This window comes from Kitasatospora sp. NBC_00070, assembly GCF_045041205.1.
Lineage (GTDB): Bacteria > Actinomycetota > Actinomycetes > Streptomycetales > Streptomycetaceae > Kitasatospora.
This window is the reverse complement of record NZ_CP108247.1, coordinates 1,480,968-1,496,444: the sequence shown is the minus strand read 5'-3', so window position 1 is coordinate 1,496,444 and position 15,477 is coordinate 1,480,968. Positions and strand designations below refer to the sequence as shown.

Genomic DNA, 15,477 nt, shown 5'->3' with positions numbered 1-15,477 from the left:
CTAGTTGCCCTTGCCGGGGGCCTGGGGTCCCTGCTGGGCGGTCGCGTGCTGGCCGACCGCCTGGTTGCCGACCATGCTGATGCCGCCCTGCTGGATCACCCCGTGGTTCAGGATGGTCTGTTGCTGCTGCCGCAGCTCGTGGGTGTCCACCCCGTGCTCGTCCAGGAACTCCACGATCGCCGCAGCGGCGTGCCGCTGGAGGGTGGCGAAGGCCCGCCTGGCGTCGATCTCCTGGAAGTAGTTCTGGTACTGCCGGCTGTCGGCCGTCTCCCGCACGCTGACCACGGCCCCGAAGTCGAAGCCCGGGCTCTCGTCGATCGTCAGCAGCTCGTGCCGCCGCCGCCGTTGCCGCCGCCGGGCCGCGGTCACCTGCCGGACGGCCGCCTTCGGTGCGCCGAACAGGGCCCGGGCGGTGCCGCCGACACTGGCCAGCCGCAGGATGCGCAGCCGGTTCGGGGTCAGGGCGGCGGGCAGCAGGTCGATCTCGTGGTACCAGGCGTGCACCGGGCCGATGATCCGCTGCTCGAACTGGATGTGCACCGTCCGGCCGTCGGTGGACATGTGCAGGAACTGGTTGGGCACCACGTCGTCGCCCCAGAGCGGCAGATGGGCGGCCAGGTAGTGGCGTACGGTGCCGGTCGGGTTGAGCGCGATCTCCCGGACCCGCTCCTCCGGCAGGGCGAAGGCCGGCGAGTTCCGGGCGGGGGGCGGGAGCAGTTCGTCGATCCCGGCCAGGGTGGCGCCGTTGGCGAAGATCCGGTCCTGGAGCCGAAGGGTGGTGAGGTCGCTCTCGTCCGGTCCCGGCTTGTCGGTGGCGTGCCGGGCCGAGGTCTCCTGGAGTCGGCGTCGGACCGCTTCGATCAGCTCCCAGGTGTCGAACTCCCGCAGCTTGACCAGCGGTTGGCCCGACTTCGGCGGAGGAGGCAGCAGCGGCACCGAGAGCGACCAGCTGCCGTGCCGGTCCGAGTAGCCCTTGAACGGGTCGTAGCCGCTGTAGACGGTGAGATTCCCGCGCTGGGCCTTGGCCACGGCGGCCAGTCGGAGCTGGGTCTCCCGGGTGCCGGAGGGGGAGACCGGAAGGTCGGGGCGGAACACCTCGCGACGGAACTGACCGCGCAGCCGGGCGTCCACGTCCAGGACGTGACGCAGGGTCACCAGGTACGCCGTCAGTACCCCGCCGACGCTGACCAACAGGGCCGGGACGCCCAGCAGATAGCTGCCGAGCAGCCAGCTCGGCAGGCCGTCCGGGTCGGCCGAGCCGAGCAGCAGGGCGAGGGTGAGGCCGATCGCGAAGGCCGCGAGGCCGACGGCCAGCAGCCGGCCCATCGCGTACCGGGTGGTGACCAGCTTGCGGCCACGGGCCGTCCAGCGGGTGGCGGTGTCGGGCGAGGACCCGGTCATCGCCCGCAGCGCCCCCCAGGCGAACAGCAGCCAGAGTGGTGCGGTCAGCAGGATCGCGCCGAACACCATCGTGAGCGCCAGGTCGCGCTTCCGGCGCAGGCCCTGCGCGGCGATGCTGTGCCGGGCGACCGGGACCAGGTCGAACCCGGGCGAGGTGGCGACGGCGCCGAACTCGTCGTGGACCACGTACTCGACGATCGAGTCGGCCAGTTCGTCGTGGGTGTAGGTCGCCGCGCTGACGTACCTGGTCGCGTCGCCCGGCGTGCTGCCCAGCAGCGGGGAGTTCGGTCGCTGGTACTCGGCCATACCGGTGCTCCGTTCACGCTTGCTGGTGGCTTGCCGGACGGTCGGGGCGCCGCTCTCCGGCCGGGTCGCCAGGGAGAGCAGGACGAGGGTGAGGACCAGACCGGTGAGCAGGCCGACCGTCATGCCGAGGGTCAGCTGGTCCACGAAGGCCTGGTCGGGACGGTCGTAGCCGTGCAGCCGGTCACCCAGCCAGAGGACGACCCAGACCGGCAGGGCCGAGACCAGGCCCGCGAGCCCGGCGGCGCCGAGGCAGCCGACCAGCAGGGCGGGCCGGCCCTGGCGCAGCGGTACGCACCGGGGCACCAGGAGCAGCAGCACGGCCAGGAAGGTGACGCCACCGGCCAGTTGGCTCCAGGCCCAGACCATGTCCGGGTGGTCGCCGTGGACCCACCAGCCGAGCGCGAACAGCCGGCCCTCCAGCCAGTCCAGCGCCCGGTTCTCCGGGGTGTCCCAGGAGGTCCACAGCTGATCCTGGATCCACGGGCTGCCCAGCACGACCAGCACCAGGCACAGCACCAGCAGTCGGCGTCGGGCCAACTTCGTTACGGAGAGCCCCAGTTCCATTGCACCCCCCAGCGCGTCCGGTGCCGAGCACCTTACGCCGCCGGGGGGGTGACTGTCAGGGATACGCCGAGTCTCAGGCCTTGCGGGCGACGCCGGCCCAGATGCCGGTGGTGGCGTCGGTGTCGGCGGGGGCCTGGTCCGGGTGCCAGGTCGGGGCGGTGACCACGCCGGGTTCGAGGAGGTCGAGGCCGTCGAAGAAGCGCAGCACCTCGGCCTTGGGGCGCATGCTGAGCTGGGCGGTGGCGCTCCGGTAGATGGCGGGGCCCTTGGCGGCGGCCTCGGGGGTGGAGAAGTCGCCGGTGCCGTGCGAGATGGCCAGGAAGCTGCCGGAGGGGAGCGCGTCGACCAGGGTGCGGACGATCGCCCACGGGTCGTCGGCGTCGTCGATGAAGTGCAGCACCGCGAAGAGCAGCAGGGCGACCGGCTCGCCCAGGTCGATCACCTTGCGGACCTCGGGGTTGTCCAGGATGGCCGCGGGGTCGCGCAGGTCGGCCTGGACCACGGTGGCGTTGCCGACCCCGGCGCCGGCCAGCAGCGCGCGGCTGTGCACCAGCACGATCGGGTCGTTGTCCAGGTAGGCGACCTTGGCATCGGGGTGCACCTGCTGGGCGACCTCGTGGGTGTTGCCCGCGGTCGGGATGCCGGTGCCGATGTCCAGGAACTGCCGGATGCCGTACTCGGCGGCCAGGGTGCGGACGGCGCGCTGCAGGAAGGCGCGGTTGGCGAGTGCGCTGATCCGGACCAGCGGGCTGAGCGAGAGCACCTTCTCGGCGGCCTCCCGGTCGGCCGGGAAGTTGTCCTTGCCGCCCAGGTAGTAGTCGTACATCCGGGCCGGGTGCGGTACTTCCGGGCGCAGGTCGGTGGGCGGGCGGAGTTCGGCCTGGTCACCGGACATCCAGTCCAGCGAGACGTCCTGATGCTCGGTCATGTCTGTTCTCCCCCGTGGCTGTTCGAGTCGGCCGGGTGCCGAGTTTGTGTCGAGGGCAGCATAGTTGGATCAGAGCTCCGTGGTGTGCGGCTCGGGACCGTCGGCCGGATCGCGGGTGAGCAGGTAGCGGGCCCCCGGCCCGGCGGCCCCGGCGCGGTCGTCCGCGTTGTACAGCGCGCAGCGGGCGAGGGACAGGCAGCCGCAGCCGATGCAGCCGGTGAGCTTGCGCTTGAGCTGCTCCAACTCGGCGATCTGCTGGTCGATCCTGGACTGCCAGGACTCGGCCACCGCGCTCCACTCCTGGCTGCTCGGCGCCCGGTCACCGGGCAGCCGGTCGAGTGCGGTCCCGGCCTCGTCGAGGGAGAGCCCGACCCGCTGGGCGGCCCGGATGAACGCCACCCGGCGCAGCGTGGCGCGGGAGTACCGGCGCTGGCCGCCGGCCGTCCGCTCGGCGTGCAGCAGCCCGAGCTTCTCGTAGTAGCGCAGCGCGGAGGTGGCCATCCCGCTGCGCTCGGCGAGCTGGCCGATGGTGAGCAGGTCGTGCCGGGAGAGAGTCACGGCCGGAACGATACCGGGCTTGACTTGAAGTCGGCTTCAAGTTGCACGATCTCTGCCATGACCACCGCAGCGATCACCCCGCAGCCGGGCGCCTTCGACGACCTGGCCCATCTGATGGCCCTGATGACCGGCGACGAGAAGCACGGCCCAGCGGCCACCTCCACCCTGGACGCGCTCTGGGTGCTCTACGACCGGGTGCTCCGGGTCGGCCCGGAGACCGTCACGGCCACCGACCGGGACCGCTTCCTGCTCTCCAAGGGCCACGGCCCGATGGCCTACTACGCCGTGCTGGCCGCCAAGGGCTTCCTCGACCCGGCGGTGCTGCCGAGCTTCGGCGCCTACGACTCGCCGCTCGGCCACCACCCGGACCGGCTGCTGGTGCCCGGCGCCGAAATCGGCTCGGGATCGCTCGGCCACGGTCTGCCGCTGGCGGTCGGCACCGCGCTCGGGCTGCGCGCCCAGGGTCTGACCGACCCGGCGGTCTGGGTGCTGATCGGGGACGCCGAGTTCGACGAGGGCAGCAACCACGAGGCGGTCGCCTTCGCCGGGGCCTACGGGCTGGACCGGCTGCACACCGTCGTGATCGACAACTCCTCGGCCAGCCTGGGTTGGCAGGGCGGCATCGCGGCCCGGTTCGAGGGCGCGGGCTGGTCGGCCGTCACGGTGGACGGCCGGGACCACGAGGCGCTGTACCGGGCGTTCAGCACGCCGCACGAGGGCCGGCCGCACGTCGTGGTCGCCCAGGTCGAGTCCAAGTACTGAACCGAGTCGGGAGTCAACACATCATGGACACCATGCGCGAGCGCTTCGGCACCGTCACCACCGAACTGCTGGACCAGGACCCGAGGCTGGCCGTCGTGCTGGCCGACATCGGCGCCGACGCCTTCAGGGCGGCCCGGCGCGAGCACCCCGACCGGGTGGTCAACGTCGGCATCCGGGAGCAGCTGCTGATCGGTGTGGCCGGCGGCCTGGCGCTGGCCGGCCTGCGGCCGATCGCCCACACCTTCGCCAGCTTCCTGGTGGAACGCCCCTTCGAGCAGATCAAGTTGGACCTCGGCCACCAGGGCGTCGGCGCGGTGCTGGTCAGCGCGGCCGGCTCGTACGACTGGCCGGCCGGCGGCCGGACCCACATGGCACCCGGGGACGTCGCGCTGCTGGACACCCTGCCGGGCTGGACGGTGCACGTGCCGGGGCACCCGGACGAGGCCGAGCAGCTGCTCCGGCACGCGGTGGCGGACGGCGACGAGAAGGCGTACGTCCGGCTGTCGGCGCACCAGAACGCGACCGCCCAGCCGGTCGTACCGGGCCGCTTCCTGACGGTCCGCCAGGGCGCCCGGGGGGTGGTGCTGGCAGTCGGCCCGATGCTGGACGCCGTGCTGGCGGCCACCGAGGGCCTGGACGTGACGGTCCAGTACGCGACCACCGTCCGTCCCTTCGACCGGGCCGGCCTCCGGGCCGCCGTCGGCGACGGCCCGGCGAGCGTGGTCCTGGTCGAGCCCTACCTGGCGGGCACCTCGGTCGCCGAGGCCAACCAGGCCCTGGACGACCGCCCGCACCGGGTGCTCGGCCTCGGCGTCCCGAAGGAGGAGCACCGCCAGTACGGCTCGATCCCGGAGCACCTGACCGCCTACGGCCTGGACGCGGCCGGGCTGCGCGAGCGGATCGCCTCGTACCTGTGGTGACCCGTAGCTCCGAGACCGGCGGGTCACCAGGGCCGGATGCCGTCCTCCGGCGAGAACAGCGCGTGGTGGACCGTCGGCCGGTCGATCTCAGGAAGGTCGAGCGCCACGGGATGCTCCAACTGGTCTGCGGACAGGACCATCACCTGGTGCCTCAGCAGGACGTGGAGAGCGGACCGTTCGAGATCGGACCGGCAGTCCCGGTCACCGGTGATGAGCTCGATCCTGCCGTCCTGGCCGGCTCTCGCCAGGACGGCGTACGGGCCCACCATGGAGATGCGTACCAGCACCGGGACGGCCGCCTCCAGGAGGTAGCTGAAGCAGACATCGCAGTCGATGTCGGTGTCGTCGACCAGTTCGGCCAGCGAGCCGAGTTCGCCGACCAGGTCCCGGTACGGACCGGTGCGTGCGATGGTGCGGGCGAACGACCGCCGAGGGTGTCGGAGGTCCTGGTAGGCGGTGGTGATGCGCTGCATCAGCTCGGCCTCGGCCTGCCAGGGCCAGGCCGGGGCCGCAGGGCGCTGAGATTTTCTGCTGATGACGGTCCCCTAGTGCTCTTGCCCGACGGGATGGGCGTGGATGTTCCCGCTGCTGTCCTCGTGCACGCGGACCCTGGTCTGCCAGCCGCCGTTCGGCCCCCGGCCCACCGGGAGGTTGTGCTGGAAGTCTTTCACTCCTGGGCGCCCGGGGACGGGTGTGCCATGCGCCCAGGCGTGCAGCGCATAGGCGTCGGCCTCGGCGCGGGACATGAAGGCTGACGTGGGCGTCCCGAGTGCGAGCCGCTTCTGGTACTCCTTGGAGCCCAGCACGTGCTGGTCCTGCTTCTGCCGGGAGACATGGGGGGACAACCCGAGCGGGTCCGACCAGGTGTGCGGGTTGTGGACGTAGGCGTCGGGGTTCGGGGCGGGAGCCAGGCCGAGCGGGTCGGGGCTGGTGTAGCGGGCGGTCTCCGGGTCGTAGTACCGGTTGACGTTGTAGTTGAGCCGGCTCTCCGGGTCGAAGTACTGACCCGGGAACCGGAGCGGTGTGTAGGTCGTACTTCCGGCGGGCCAACTGGTGTTGCCCCAGAGGGTGGGCGTCGCCCGCCAGGCGATCGCGTCGGTGGCGGGGTCCACGAGTTCGACGGGAGCGCCGACCAGATCGGTGACGATCGCGAAGAAGCGGCGGTCGATCTGCTCCTGCGGTGTGGCCTCCGACAGGGGCGCGGTCATGGCCTCGGACTGGGCCAGCGGGTGAAGCCCGTGGTGGTCCCAGCTGAGGGTGTGCTGACCGGGGAGATAGGGGGCCGAAGTGGTCTGCTCGGCGAGGGTGGGGCCGTCCCAGGTGAAGCAGGTGTGCTCCTCGGCGCTGCTGCCGCCGGCAGCCAGGCGCTGCTTGGCGGTGCGTCGGCCGAGCGGGTCGTAGCGGTAGCGCCAGTGGGAGCCGTCGGGCGTGGTGACACCGGCCAGTCGGCCCTCGACGTCCCAGGTGTAGCGCCAGGTGTCCGGCTTCTTGGAGAGCCTGGTCTTCTGACGGACCGTGATGCGGCCTGCCGCGTCGTGCTCGTAGCGGATCCGCCCGGCGGTGGCCAGCTGGGTGCCGTGGTAGGTGCGGGCGCCCAGAGCGGCCCGGGTCGCCCCGGTGGCCGGCCAGTCCGCCGCGGTGAGGTTGCCGACCGGATCGTAGGCGTACGCCTCGGCCCAGTCGGAGCCGTGGACGGCGGTGACCCGGCCGACCTGGTCCAGGTCGAAACTGCGCCGGCCGGCCGTCAGGTCGGCCACCTCGGTGAGGAGGTCGTCCGCGCGGTAGGTGTAGCTGCGCTGCTGGAGCACCGACTGTCGGCCGCGCAGGGTCTGACCGGTGAGGCGGTGGCGGGCGTCCCAGGTGTTTGCCAGGGTCAGGTGGCCGCTGACGGTTCGTCGGCTCTCGCGCCCGGCCGCGTCGTAGGCGAAGTCGAGACTGCCGACCTGGGTACGGAGAGCCGTCGGCCGGTCCGCCTCGTCGTAGGTCCAGTGGCTGGTGTGCCCGGAGGGGGTGGTCCGGCCGGTGCGGCGGCCCAGGACGTCCCAGGTGCAGGTGAGGGTGCGGCCGTCGACCGTCTCGGTGAGCAGGTTGCCCAGCGCGTCGACGGTGCGGATCAGTTCGGTGTCCGCACCGCCGGCTCGGACCAGGTGGCCGGCCTGGTTGTAGGCATAGCCGGTGATCAGCCCGTCGGCATCCTTCGAGGTAAGGCGGCCGAGCTGGTCGTAGGTGTAAAGCAGCTCGTTTCCGAGGGGGTCGGTGCGGGAGAGCAACTGGTCGGCGGCGTCCAGGCGGTAGCTGATGGCGCGTCCGTTGAAGTCGCTCTCGCCGGCCAACCGGCCGGCCGGGTCGTAGCGGTAGCTCCAGGTCTGGCCGAGGGCGTTGGTGACGGCCACCAGCTGCATGTTGGTGTCGTAGTCGAAGGTCAGTCGACTGCCGTCCGGTGCGGTGCGGGCGGCGATGCTCTCGAAGTGGGTGTACTCGAAGCTGCTGACCTGCCCGAGCTGATCGGTGTGGGTGAGGAGGTTTCCCTCGCCGTCGTACGCCCAGGTCTCGGTGGTCAGGTCCGGGGCGGTCCGGGAGGCAAGCTGACCCTCGACCGTCCAGCTGAGCCGGGTGACCGCGCCCAGGGGGTCCGTGAGAGCTGTGATGCGGCCGAAGGCGTCACGTTCGCAGCGGGTGGTGGCCCCGGTCGGGTCGGTGCTCGCGATCGGGAGACCGGCCGGGTTGTGGCTGATGCGGGTGGTGTGGCCGAGTGCGTTGGTGATGCTGTTGAGGTGGCCGGCGTCGTCGTGGCCGTAGCGCGTGATCGCACCGGTGGGGCCGGTGACGGAGGTGCGCCGTCCGGCTTCGTCGTAGGTCTGCTGCCAGACGACACCACCCGGTTCGGTGATGAGCGTCGGAAGGCTGAGGCGGTCGGTGTAGGTCGTCGTGGCCTGTTCGCCGTCGGGCCGGGTGATGGTGGTCAGGTCGCCTGCGCCGTCGTACTCATAGCTGGTGGTGCGGCCGAGGGGATCGGTTTCGCTGAGGAGGCGGTCGTACTCGTCGCGTTCGTAGTGGGTGGCGTGGCCCAGGGGGTCGGTAACGGTGGTGATCTGGGCGTGTTCGTTGACGTGGTAGCTGGTGGTGTGGCCGAGGGCGTTGGTCTCGGTGTGGAGTCGGAGGCCGGTTACGGGGTCGGGGTCGCCGTAGCTGAAGTGGAAGCGGAGGGTGCCGTCGGCGCCGCCCTCGTCGGTGACCCGGTCGTGGGCGTCGTAGGTGTACAGGTACTGGGAGTTGTTGCGGTCCGTCCAGGAGGTGAGGCGGCCGGTGGCGTCGTTGGTGAAGCGCATCGGCTTGCCGGAGGAGTTGTAGACCGAGGTGAGGTGGCCTTCGGTGTAGCCGTAGCGCATCAGCAGGGCGTCGCCCCCGCTGTCGCCGGCGTTGGCGAGGCGTAGGGCGGTGATGCGGTCGGCGTCGACGGTGACGATGAGTCGGTAGCCGCCGGAATGCGTGATGGACTGCGGGACGCCGTTCTCGTCGTAGGCGAGGTCGTAGCGTCGGCCGTGCCGGTCGCGGACGGCGGTGAGCAGGGCCTCGTCGCCGTCGCGGGTGGGGGTGAACTCCTTGACCAGGCCGGTGGAGCGGTCGGTGACGGTGAAGAGGCCGTCGGTCAGGTCGAGTTCGTGGCGGGAGCCGGCCGAGGCGTGCACCGGGTCGCCGGGTTCGGGGTGCGGATACGCCTGGGTGATCCGGTCGGGGCGGATGTGCACGACGCCCGCTTCGTCCAGCTCCAGGCGTTCGTCGAAGGTGCAGAGCCACTTGGTGCCCATCCAGCGGCCGGTGACCAGCCCAGACTCGTAGGTCCGGGTGAACTCCAGTGGCAGGGAGCCGGGGAGGAGGGCGTCGACCTGGTCGATGAACATCCGGCCGGTGGCGATGTCGACCGGTTCGCCGGGGCACTTGCGGGTGTCCAGCGGGCGGCCCTCGGTGCGCGGGCTCTTGACCTGGTCGCGGCCGCGGCCCTTGGGGTGGGAGTTGCCCGGGCGGCCGCGCCCGCCGGGGGAGTGGGGGTGCGGGACGGACTTGTGGTCGCCGCCCAGGAGCTTCTGCAGGTCCTTGGCGTGCTTGGTGTCCGTGTCGCGGGTGTTCTTGGCGACCTTCTTCAGGTTGTCGCCGGCCTTGCGGTAGAAGTTCTTCAGCGCCTTGCCGGCGTCCTCCGCCAGGGTCTTGCCGAGCTTCTCGGCGCCGTGCTCCAGGGCCTTGACGATCTGGTTGCTCATTCGAAGCTCACCCCCGCGATCTTGGACTGGAACGCCTGCGCGTGGCCGACCACGGTCTCGGCGTGGTCGTGCATGGTGAGCGCGTGCGCCTCCAGCGCGTCCGGGTTGACCATGAAGCCGGTGCCGCCCGCCGTACCGCTGTCCACCCCCAGGGCGTTCGCGGCGGCCTCGAAGACCAGTCCGCTCACGGCCCCCGCCACGGTCTCGATCAGCGGCTCGATCGCCGCCTCGATTACCTGGCCGATGATGTACTGCTCCAGCTGCTGCTCGAGGTAGTTGATCAGCCGCTTCGCGGCCTCCTCGATCAGGATCACCGCCGCCTCCGCGATCCCGAAGGTCGCCACCGCCGCCGCCTGGTCCGCGATGAACGCGGCGGCCAGTGCCACCAGTTCGGCGATCGTCTCGACCTTCATCGCCACGATCACGTCCGCCGCCACGTCCAGCGCGGTCGCCACCACCTGGCAGGCCTGCACCAGGTCGTTGAGGTGACTGTCCGACAGCGCGGCCCACTTGGCCAGCAGAGCCTCGTACGAGGCCCCCTGGTACGCCTCGCCCAGACTGTGGATCGTCGCGGTGGAGTCCCGGTGTGCGGCCTCCACATTGTCTGCGAACTCCCTTATATGAGAGGCGAATTCGCGGACCTTGTCTTCGTTCACCGTCGGCCAGTTGATCCCGATGATGGACAGGAACGTGACCACCTCGTCGGGCAGCTCGATAGCCATGCGAAACCTCCCCCGTCGAACGCATGCGCAGGCGAATGTAGCCCGCGACTGCGGTGGGGAAATCGGACATTGCCCGAACTTGACCGATCCCGACCGTGGGTCGGCCGGTCAGCTCTCCTCGGGCCACCGGCCTTCGAGGTGCAGCTGAATCAGCGCCGCGTGGGAGAGCGGACTGCGGGGATCGGCCACGTCGCCGTTGGTGGTGTAGTCGAGGAGCACCACGTCCGGGATGCCGCGGAGGCGTTCGACCAGGTCTGCCGCCCGGTGCTCCAGCATCCAGCGGTAGGTCGGCAGGTAGATGCGGCGTCTGGCGGTCTCGTACGGCAGCAGCTGCGCACTCTGCGGGCCGGCCCGGTGGCCCTGGACGGGGCCGTACCGGCGTACCGTCCGCTTCAGTCCCTTCATGGTGGTGACCTCGAGCTTTCCGAGATCGATGTCGGCGTGCTCGAAGACCTTGAGAGCCTGCCAGACGCCCTCCACCGACTGGCTGGTGAGGCCGTCGAAGTACGGTACCGGCAGGCCGTCGTGCGGATAGAACGGGCTCAGCCGCACCCAGGGGTCCTGGGCCTTGGACGTCACATCGATGATTTCCGCGCCGGGGAACGCGGTGGCCAGTGCGGCCGGACTACGGCGTCGGCCGGCAATACGAATCGTCATCGGACAGCTCTCCCCCTGGGTGGCACAAGCTGCCAAGTGTGCCCCTTGCGACGGACATTCTCCGGCTGCCGGTCAACTCCGGAAGAGGATGGTGGAGTCGGGGCCGAGCAGCAGGCCGTCGTCGGTCGGGTCGGCCCGGCCGAAGGTGGCCAGGGGTTCGCTGCAGGTGAGCGGCAGGAGCTGCTCGGCCGGGCCGAGGTTGACCGCCAGGCGGAAGGGGCCGCGGTGGACCACCAGCCAGTGGGCCGACTCGTCGAAGTCGACCCGGATCCGGGCCAGGTCGGGGTCGGTGAGGGCGGGGTGGGTGCGCCGCAGCTGGATCAACCTGCGGTACCAGGCGAGCAGTTCGGCGTGCGGTGCGGCGGCCGGCTCGGTCCAGTCCAGGGTCGAGGTGAGCACGGTGGCCGGTGCCTGCGGGTCGGGGATGGCGTCGGCGGGCCAGCCGTGGGCGGTGAACTCGCGGCGGCGGCCCTGCCGGACGGCCTCGGCCAGGGCCGGGTCCGGGTGGCTGGTGAAGTACTGCCAGGGTGTCCCGGCACCCCACTCCTCGCCCATGAAGAGCATCGGGGTGAACGGCGAGGTGAGCATCAGGGCGGCCCCCGCGGCGAGCCGGCCGGGGGAGAGGGAGGCGGCGAGCCGGTCGCCGGTGGCGCGGTTGCCGATCTGGTCGTGGGTCTGGGTGTAGCCGAGCAGCCGGTGGCCGAAGTCGGTGGGGAACGGCCGGCCGTGGCTGCGGCCCCGGAACGAGGACCAGCTGCCGTCGTGGAAGAAGCCCTGGGTGAGGGTCTTGGCCAGCCCGGCCAGCGGCTCCCGGGCGAAGTCGGCGTAGTAGCCCTGGGACTCGCCGGTCAGGGTGGCGTGCAGGGCGTGGTGGAAGTCGTCGCTCCACTGCGCGGTCAGCCCGAGGCCGCCGGCCTGGCGCGGGTTGGTGGTGCGCGGGTCGTTCAGGTCGGACTCGCCGATCAGGAACAGCGGCCGCCCGGTGGCGGCGGCCAGGTGGTCGACGGCGGTGGCGAGTTCCTCCAGGAAGTGCACCGCCCGGTCGTCGGCCAGGGTGTGCACGGCGTCCAGCCGCAGCCCGTCGATCCGGTAGTCGCGCAGCCAGCCGAGCGCGCTGCCGATCAGGTAGGACCGCACCTCGTCGGAGCCGGGGGCGTCCAGGTTGACCGCCGACCCCCACGGGGTCTGGTGCCGGTCGGTGAAGTACGGGCCGAACGCGGGCAGGTAGTTGCCGGACGGGCCTAGGTGGTTGTGCACCACGTCCAGGATCACCCCGAGGCCCTTGCGGTGCGCGGCGTCGACGAAGCGCTTGAGGCCCTCGGGGCCGCCGTACGGCTCGTGCACGGCCCAGAGCGAGACCCCGTCGTAGCCCCAGCCGTGCCGGCCGGGGAACGGGCAGACCGGCAGCAACTCCACGAAGTCCACCCCGAGTTCGACCAGGTGGTCGAGCCGGGTGGCGGCCGCCTCGAAGGTGCCGCCCGGGGTGAAGGTGCCGACGTGCAGCTCGTACACCACGGCGCCGGGGAGCGGCCGGCCCTGCCAGGGGGTGTCGGACCAGTGGAAGGCGGCGTGGTCCACCGGGCGGCTCAGCCCGTCCGGGCCGAACGGCTGGTGCGGGGAGCGCGGGTCGGGCAGCGGCGGGCCGCCGTCGAGGCGGAAGCCGTAGTCGCCGCTCGGGCCGACCGCGGTCCACCAGCCGTCCCGGTCCGGCACCGGGGCCATCGGGTGCGCCGAGCCGGCCACCTCCACCTCGACCCGGGACGCCTCCGGGGCCCAGACCTGGTACTCCGTCACGCTGCTGCCACCAATCACCGAAGGGGGTCTCAGGAGTCTCGCACCAGCAGGGCCACCGGATGGTGCTTCAGCAACCTCGCCACCGACACTTCGCCATCTCCGACCGGCAGCCCGGTCAGCTGGTCCGTCCAGTGGCCCGGCGGGAGTTCGAGCATCGTGTCGCGCCAGCCACCGCCGTGGTCGAGCCCGTACGGCAGCCGGGTGACCGCGCTGACCGTCCGCTCGCCGCGGGTGAACGCGAGCAGGTGGCCGGCGGCCGGGCCGGTCGCCGCCAGCGGCCGGTACCGGCCCAGCTCGCCGGCCCGGCGCAGCCGCAGGGCGGTCGCCGTCAGGTGCAGCTTCTCCCTGGCCAGGTCGCCCGGGCGGTCGGCGGGGGAGTCGGTCAGCCGGACGGCGAGCGAGCCGAGGTCCACCGGGGCCCGGTTGTCCGGGTCGACCAGGGTGTAGAGCGGCTCCTCGCTGCCCTGGAACAGGTCGGGCACGCCCGGCACGGTCAGGTGCAGCAGCGCGGCCGCGAGCGAGTTGCTGCGGGCGTGCGGGGCGATCGAGTGCACGAAGCCCTCGATCCGGGGGCACAGGCCCGGGTTGGCCAGGGCCGCCCGGGCGTACTCGGTCAGGCGGCGCTCGAACCGCTCGTCCGGGCTGGTCCAGGAGGTGGCGCGCTTGGCCTCGCGGACCGACTTGAGCAGTATCCCGACCAGCCGGTCGGGCTCCACCGGCCAGGCGGCGATCAGGGTCTGCCAGAGCAGCCAGGCGGTCGGGCGGTCCGGGCAGGGACCGGCGGCCGTGGTCCAGGCGGCGCACTCGGCGGCCCACCGCTCCGGGAGCTCGGCCAGCACGGTCAGCCGAGCCCGGGCGTCGGCGCTGCGCTTGGTGTCGTGGGTGGAGAGCGCCGTCATGGTGTGCGGCCAGTGCTCGGCGAGGTAGCCGCACCAGTCGTGGAACTCGGCCGGGCGCAGGCCGGGCCGGGCCGGGTGGCCGCCCACCTCGTTCAGGCTGAGCAGCGCGTTGAACCGGTAGAAGGCGGTGTCCTCCACGCCCTTGGCCGCCACCGCCGAGGCGGTCTGGCCGAAGCGGGCGCAGAACTCGTCCTTGGCCGGGCCGCGCCCGAGCTCGCCGAGCGCCAGGCCGCGGACCAGCTCGCCGGTCGCAGCCAGCTCCGGCGGCAGGCCGGCCAGCGCGGCGGTGACGTCGGTGACCGCCTCGGCCGGGGCGGGCTCGCCGGGCACCACGTACGGGCGGTAGACCGGATAGGCCGTCAGCAGCTCGGCCAGCACCGCCCGGACGGCCGGGGCGGGGTGGTCGGCGAGGGCCGGCTCGGCGGCGCCGATCCGCTCCACCAGCCGGACCAGCCGGGCCACCTCGGCGGCCAGCTCGCCGCCCGGGGCGGTCAGCTCGGCCCGGCCCCGGCGGCCCTCCTCGGCGGGGTCGGCGGTGGAGCCGCAGTCCTGCCGGTAGGCGTGCACCAGCCGCTCGGCCCCGGCGTGGTCGGTGAGCACCCCGTCGATCCGGCGCAACGCGTCGTACCCGGTGGTGCCCGCGCAGGCCCAGTCGGCGGGCAGCCGCTCCGGGCCGGTGAGGATCTTCTCGACCACGGTGTACGCCCCGCCGGTGGCCTCGGCCAGCCGGCGCAGGTAGCCGCGCGGGTCGGCCAGACCGTCGGGGTGGTCGATCCGGAAGCCGTCCAGCACGCCGTCGGCGTGCAGCCGCAGCAGGGTGCGGTGGGTGGCCTCGAAGACTTCGGGCACCTCGACCCGGACCGCGATCAGTTGGTTCACCGTGAAGAACCGACGGTAGTTCAGCTCGCCGTCCGCCAGCCGCCACCAGGCCGGGCGGTACCACTGACGGCCGAGCAGCTCCCCGATCGGCAGCCCGGCGGTGCCGGGGCGGAGCGGGAAGGCGTGCTCGAAGTACCGCAGGGTGTCGCCCTCCACGGTGAACTGGTCCAGCACCGCGCCGAGCCGGTCGCCGAGCAGCGGCAGCAGCAGCCGGCCGCGCCCGGGTGCGTCCACCGGGCCCGGCTGGGCCGTCCAGTCGATGTCGAACCAGTGCGCGTACCGGGAGTCGGGGCCGTCCCTGAGTACCTCCCAGAGCGGTTGGTTGAGCTGCTCGGGCACCGGCAGGGCCATGTGGTTGGGGACCACGTCGGCGATCAGCCGCAGCTGGTGGCGGTGCGCCTCGGCGGCGAGCTCGCGCAGGGCGGGCTCGCCGCCGAGCTGCTCGCTGATCCGGCCGTGGTCGACGGTGTCGTAGCCGTGGGTGGAGCCGGGGGTGGCTTCGAGGAGCGGGGAGAGGTGCAGGTGTGAGACGCCCAGCGCCGCCAGGTAGGGGACGGCGCGGCGGGCGTCGTGCAGGGTGAAGGCGGGCTGGAGCTGGAGCCGGTAGCTGGACGTGGGCGGACCGACGGCGCCCGCCGCCGGGCGTGGCTGCTCGGAGGTCATGGCTGATGCCTACCCGGGCGGTCGGCGGGCCAACGCGGTGTTGGTGCGAACGGCCCAATCCTGTGGTCGGAGTGGCTGGTCGGAGTGGCTCTAGGGACTGGCTGGTCAGGGGTGGTGCGGGGTAGGCGGGGGAGCGGTCGGGGGCGTGCGCAGGGGCGTGGCCGG

The 15,477-nt window shown here is 72.2% G+C and carries 11 protein-coding genes; 2 read left to right on the top strand and 9 right to left on the bottom strand.

What is annotated here, in order from left to right:
* From OHV05_RS07070 to soxR, 3 genes are all read right to left on the bottom strand, one after another.
* Positions 1-2,244, bottom strand: coding sequence for a hypothetical protein (locus OHV05_RS07070; protein ID WP_405016883.1), 2,244 nt, complete (start codon positions 2,242-2,244; stop codon positions 1-3).
* A gap of 100 nt (positions 2,245-2,344) precedes the next feature.
* A complete protein-coding gene (locus OHV05_RS07065) occupies positions 2,345-3,199 on the bottom strand; it encodes an SAM-dependent methyltransferase (protein WP_403046312.1) in 855 nt (284 codons plus the stop codon).
* Between the two features lie 69 nt (positions 3,200-3,268).
* Complete coding sequence (gene soxR, locus OHV05_RS07060; protein WP_405016882.1) at positions 3,269-3,757, bottom strand: redox-sensitive transcriptional activator SoxR; 489 nt, start codon at positions 3,755-3,757, stop codon at positions 3,269-3,271.
* Positions 3,758-3,814: 57 nt separating this feature from the next.
* Between soxR and OHV05_RS07055 the strand changes: the two genes are divergently transcribed.
* On the top strand, positions 3,815-4,519 hold the full coding sequence (locus OHV05_RS07055) for a thiamine pyrophosphate-dependent enzyme (protein WP_405016881.1): 705 nt from the start codon (positions 3,815-3,817) through the stop codon (positions 4,517-4,519).
* Between the two features lie 23 nt (positions 4,520-4,542).
* Complete coding sequence (locus OHV05_RS07050) at positions 4,543-5,439, top strand: transketolase family protein (protein WP_405016880.1); 897 nt, start codon at positions 4,543-4,545, stop codon at positions 5,437-5,439.
* Between the two features lie 23 nt (positions 5,440-5,462).
* Here the strand turns inward: OHV05_RS07050 and OHV05_RS07045 are convergent, their stop codons facing one another.
* The 6 genes from OHV05_RS07045 to treY form a co-directional block, all read right to left on the bottom strand.
* Complete coding sequence (locus OHV05_RS07045; protein WP_405016879.1) at positions 5,463-5,912, bottom strand: hypothetical protein; 450 nt, start codon at positions 5,910-5,912, stop codon at positions 5,463-5,465.
* A gap of 72 nt (positions 5,913-5,984) precedes the next feature.
* Positions 5,985-9,698 carry a DUF6531 domain-containing protein gene (locus OHV05_RS07040; protein ID WP_405016878.1) on the bottom strand — a complete coding sequence of 1,238 codons (3,714 nt, stop codon included), beginning with the start codon at positions 9,696-9,698 and terminating at the stop codon, positions 5,985-5,987.
* Positions 9,695-10,420, bottom strand: a complete 726-nt coding sequence (locus OHV05_RS07035; RefSeq protein WP_405016877.1) for a WXG100 family type VII secretion target — start codon at positions 10,418-10,420, stop codon at positions 9,695-9,697. The genes OHV05_RS07040 and OHV05_RS07035 overlap by 4 nt, the downstream gene beginning before the upstream one ends.
* 108 nt (positions 10,421-10,528) lie before the next feature.
* On the bottom strand, positions 10,529-11,077 hold the full coding sequence (locus tag OHV05_RS07030; protein WP_405016876.1) for a DUF6939 family protein: 549 nt from the start codon (positions 11,075-11,077) through the stop codon (positions 10,529-10,531).
* Between the two features lie 72 nt (positions 11,078-11,149).
* Positions 11,150-12,871 (bottom strand): malto-oligosyltrehalose trehalohydrolase, encoded by a 1,722-nt coding sequence (treZ, locus tag OHV05_RS07025; RefSeq protein ID WP_405016875.1) that lies wholly within the window; start codon positions 12,869-12,871, stop codon positions 11,150-11,152.
* Positions 12,872-12,900: 29 nt separating this feature from the next.
* A complete protein-coding gene (gene treY / locus OHV05_RS07020; protein WP_405016874.1) occupies positions 12,901-15,312 on the bottom strand; it encodes a malto-oligosyltrehalose synthase in 2,412 nt (803 codons plus the stop codon).
* Positions 15,313-15,477 lie beyond the last annotated feature (165 nt).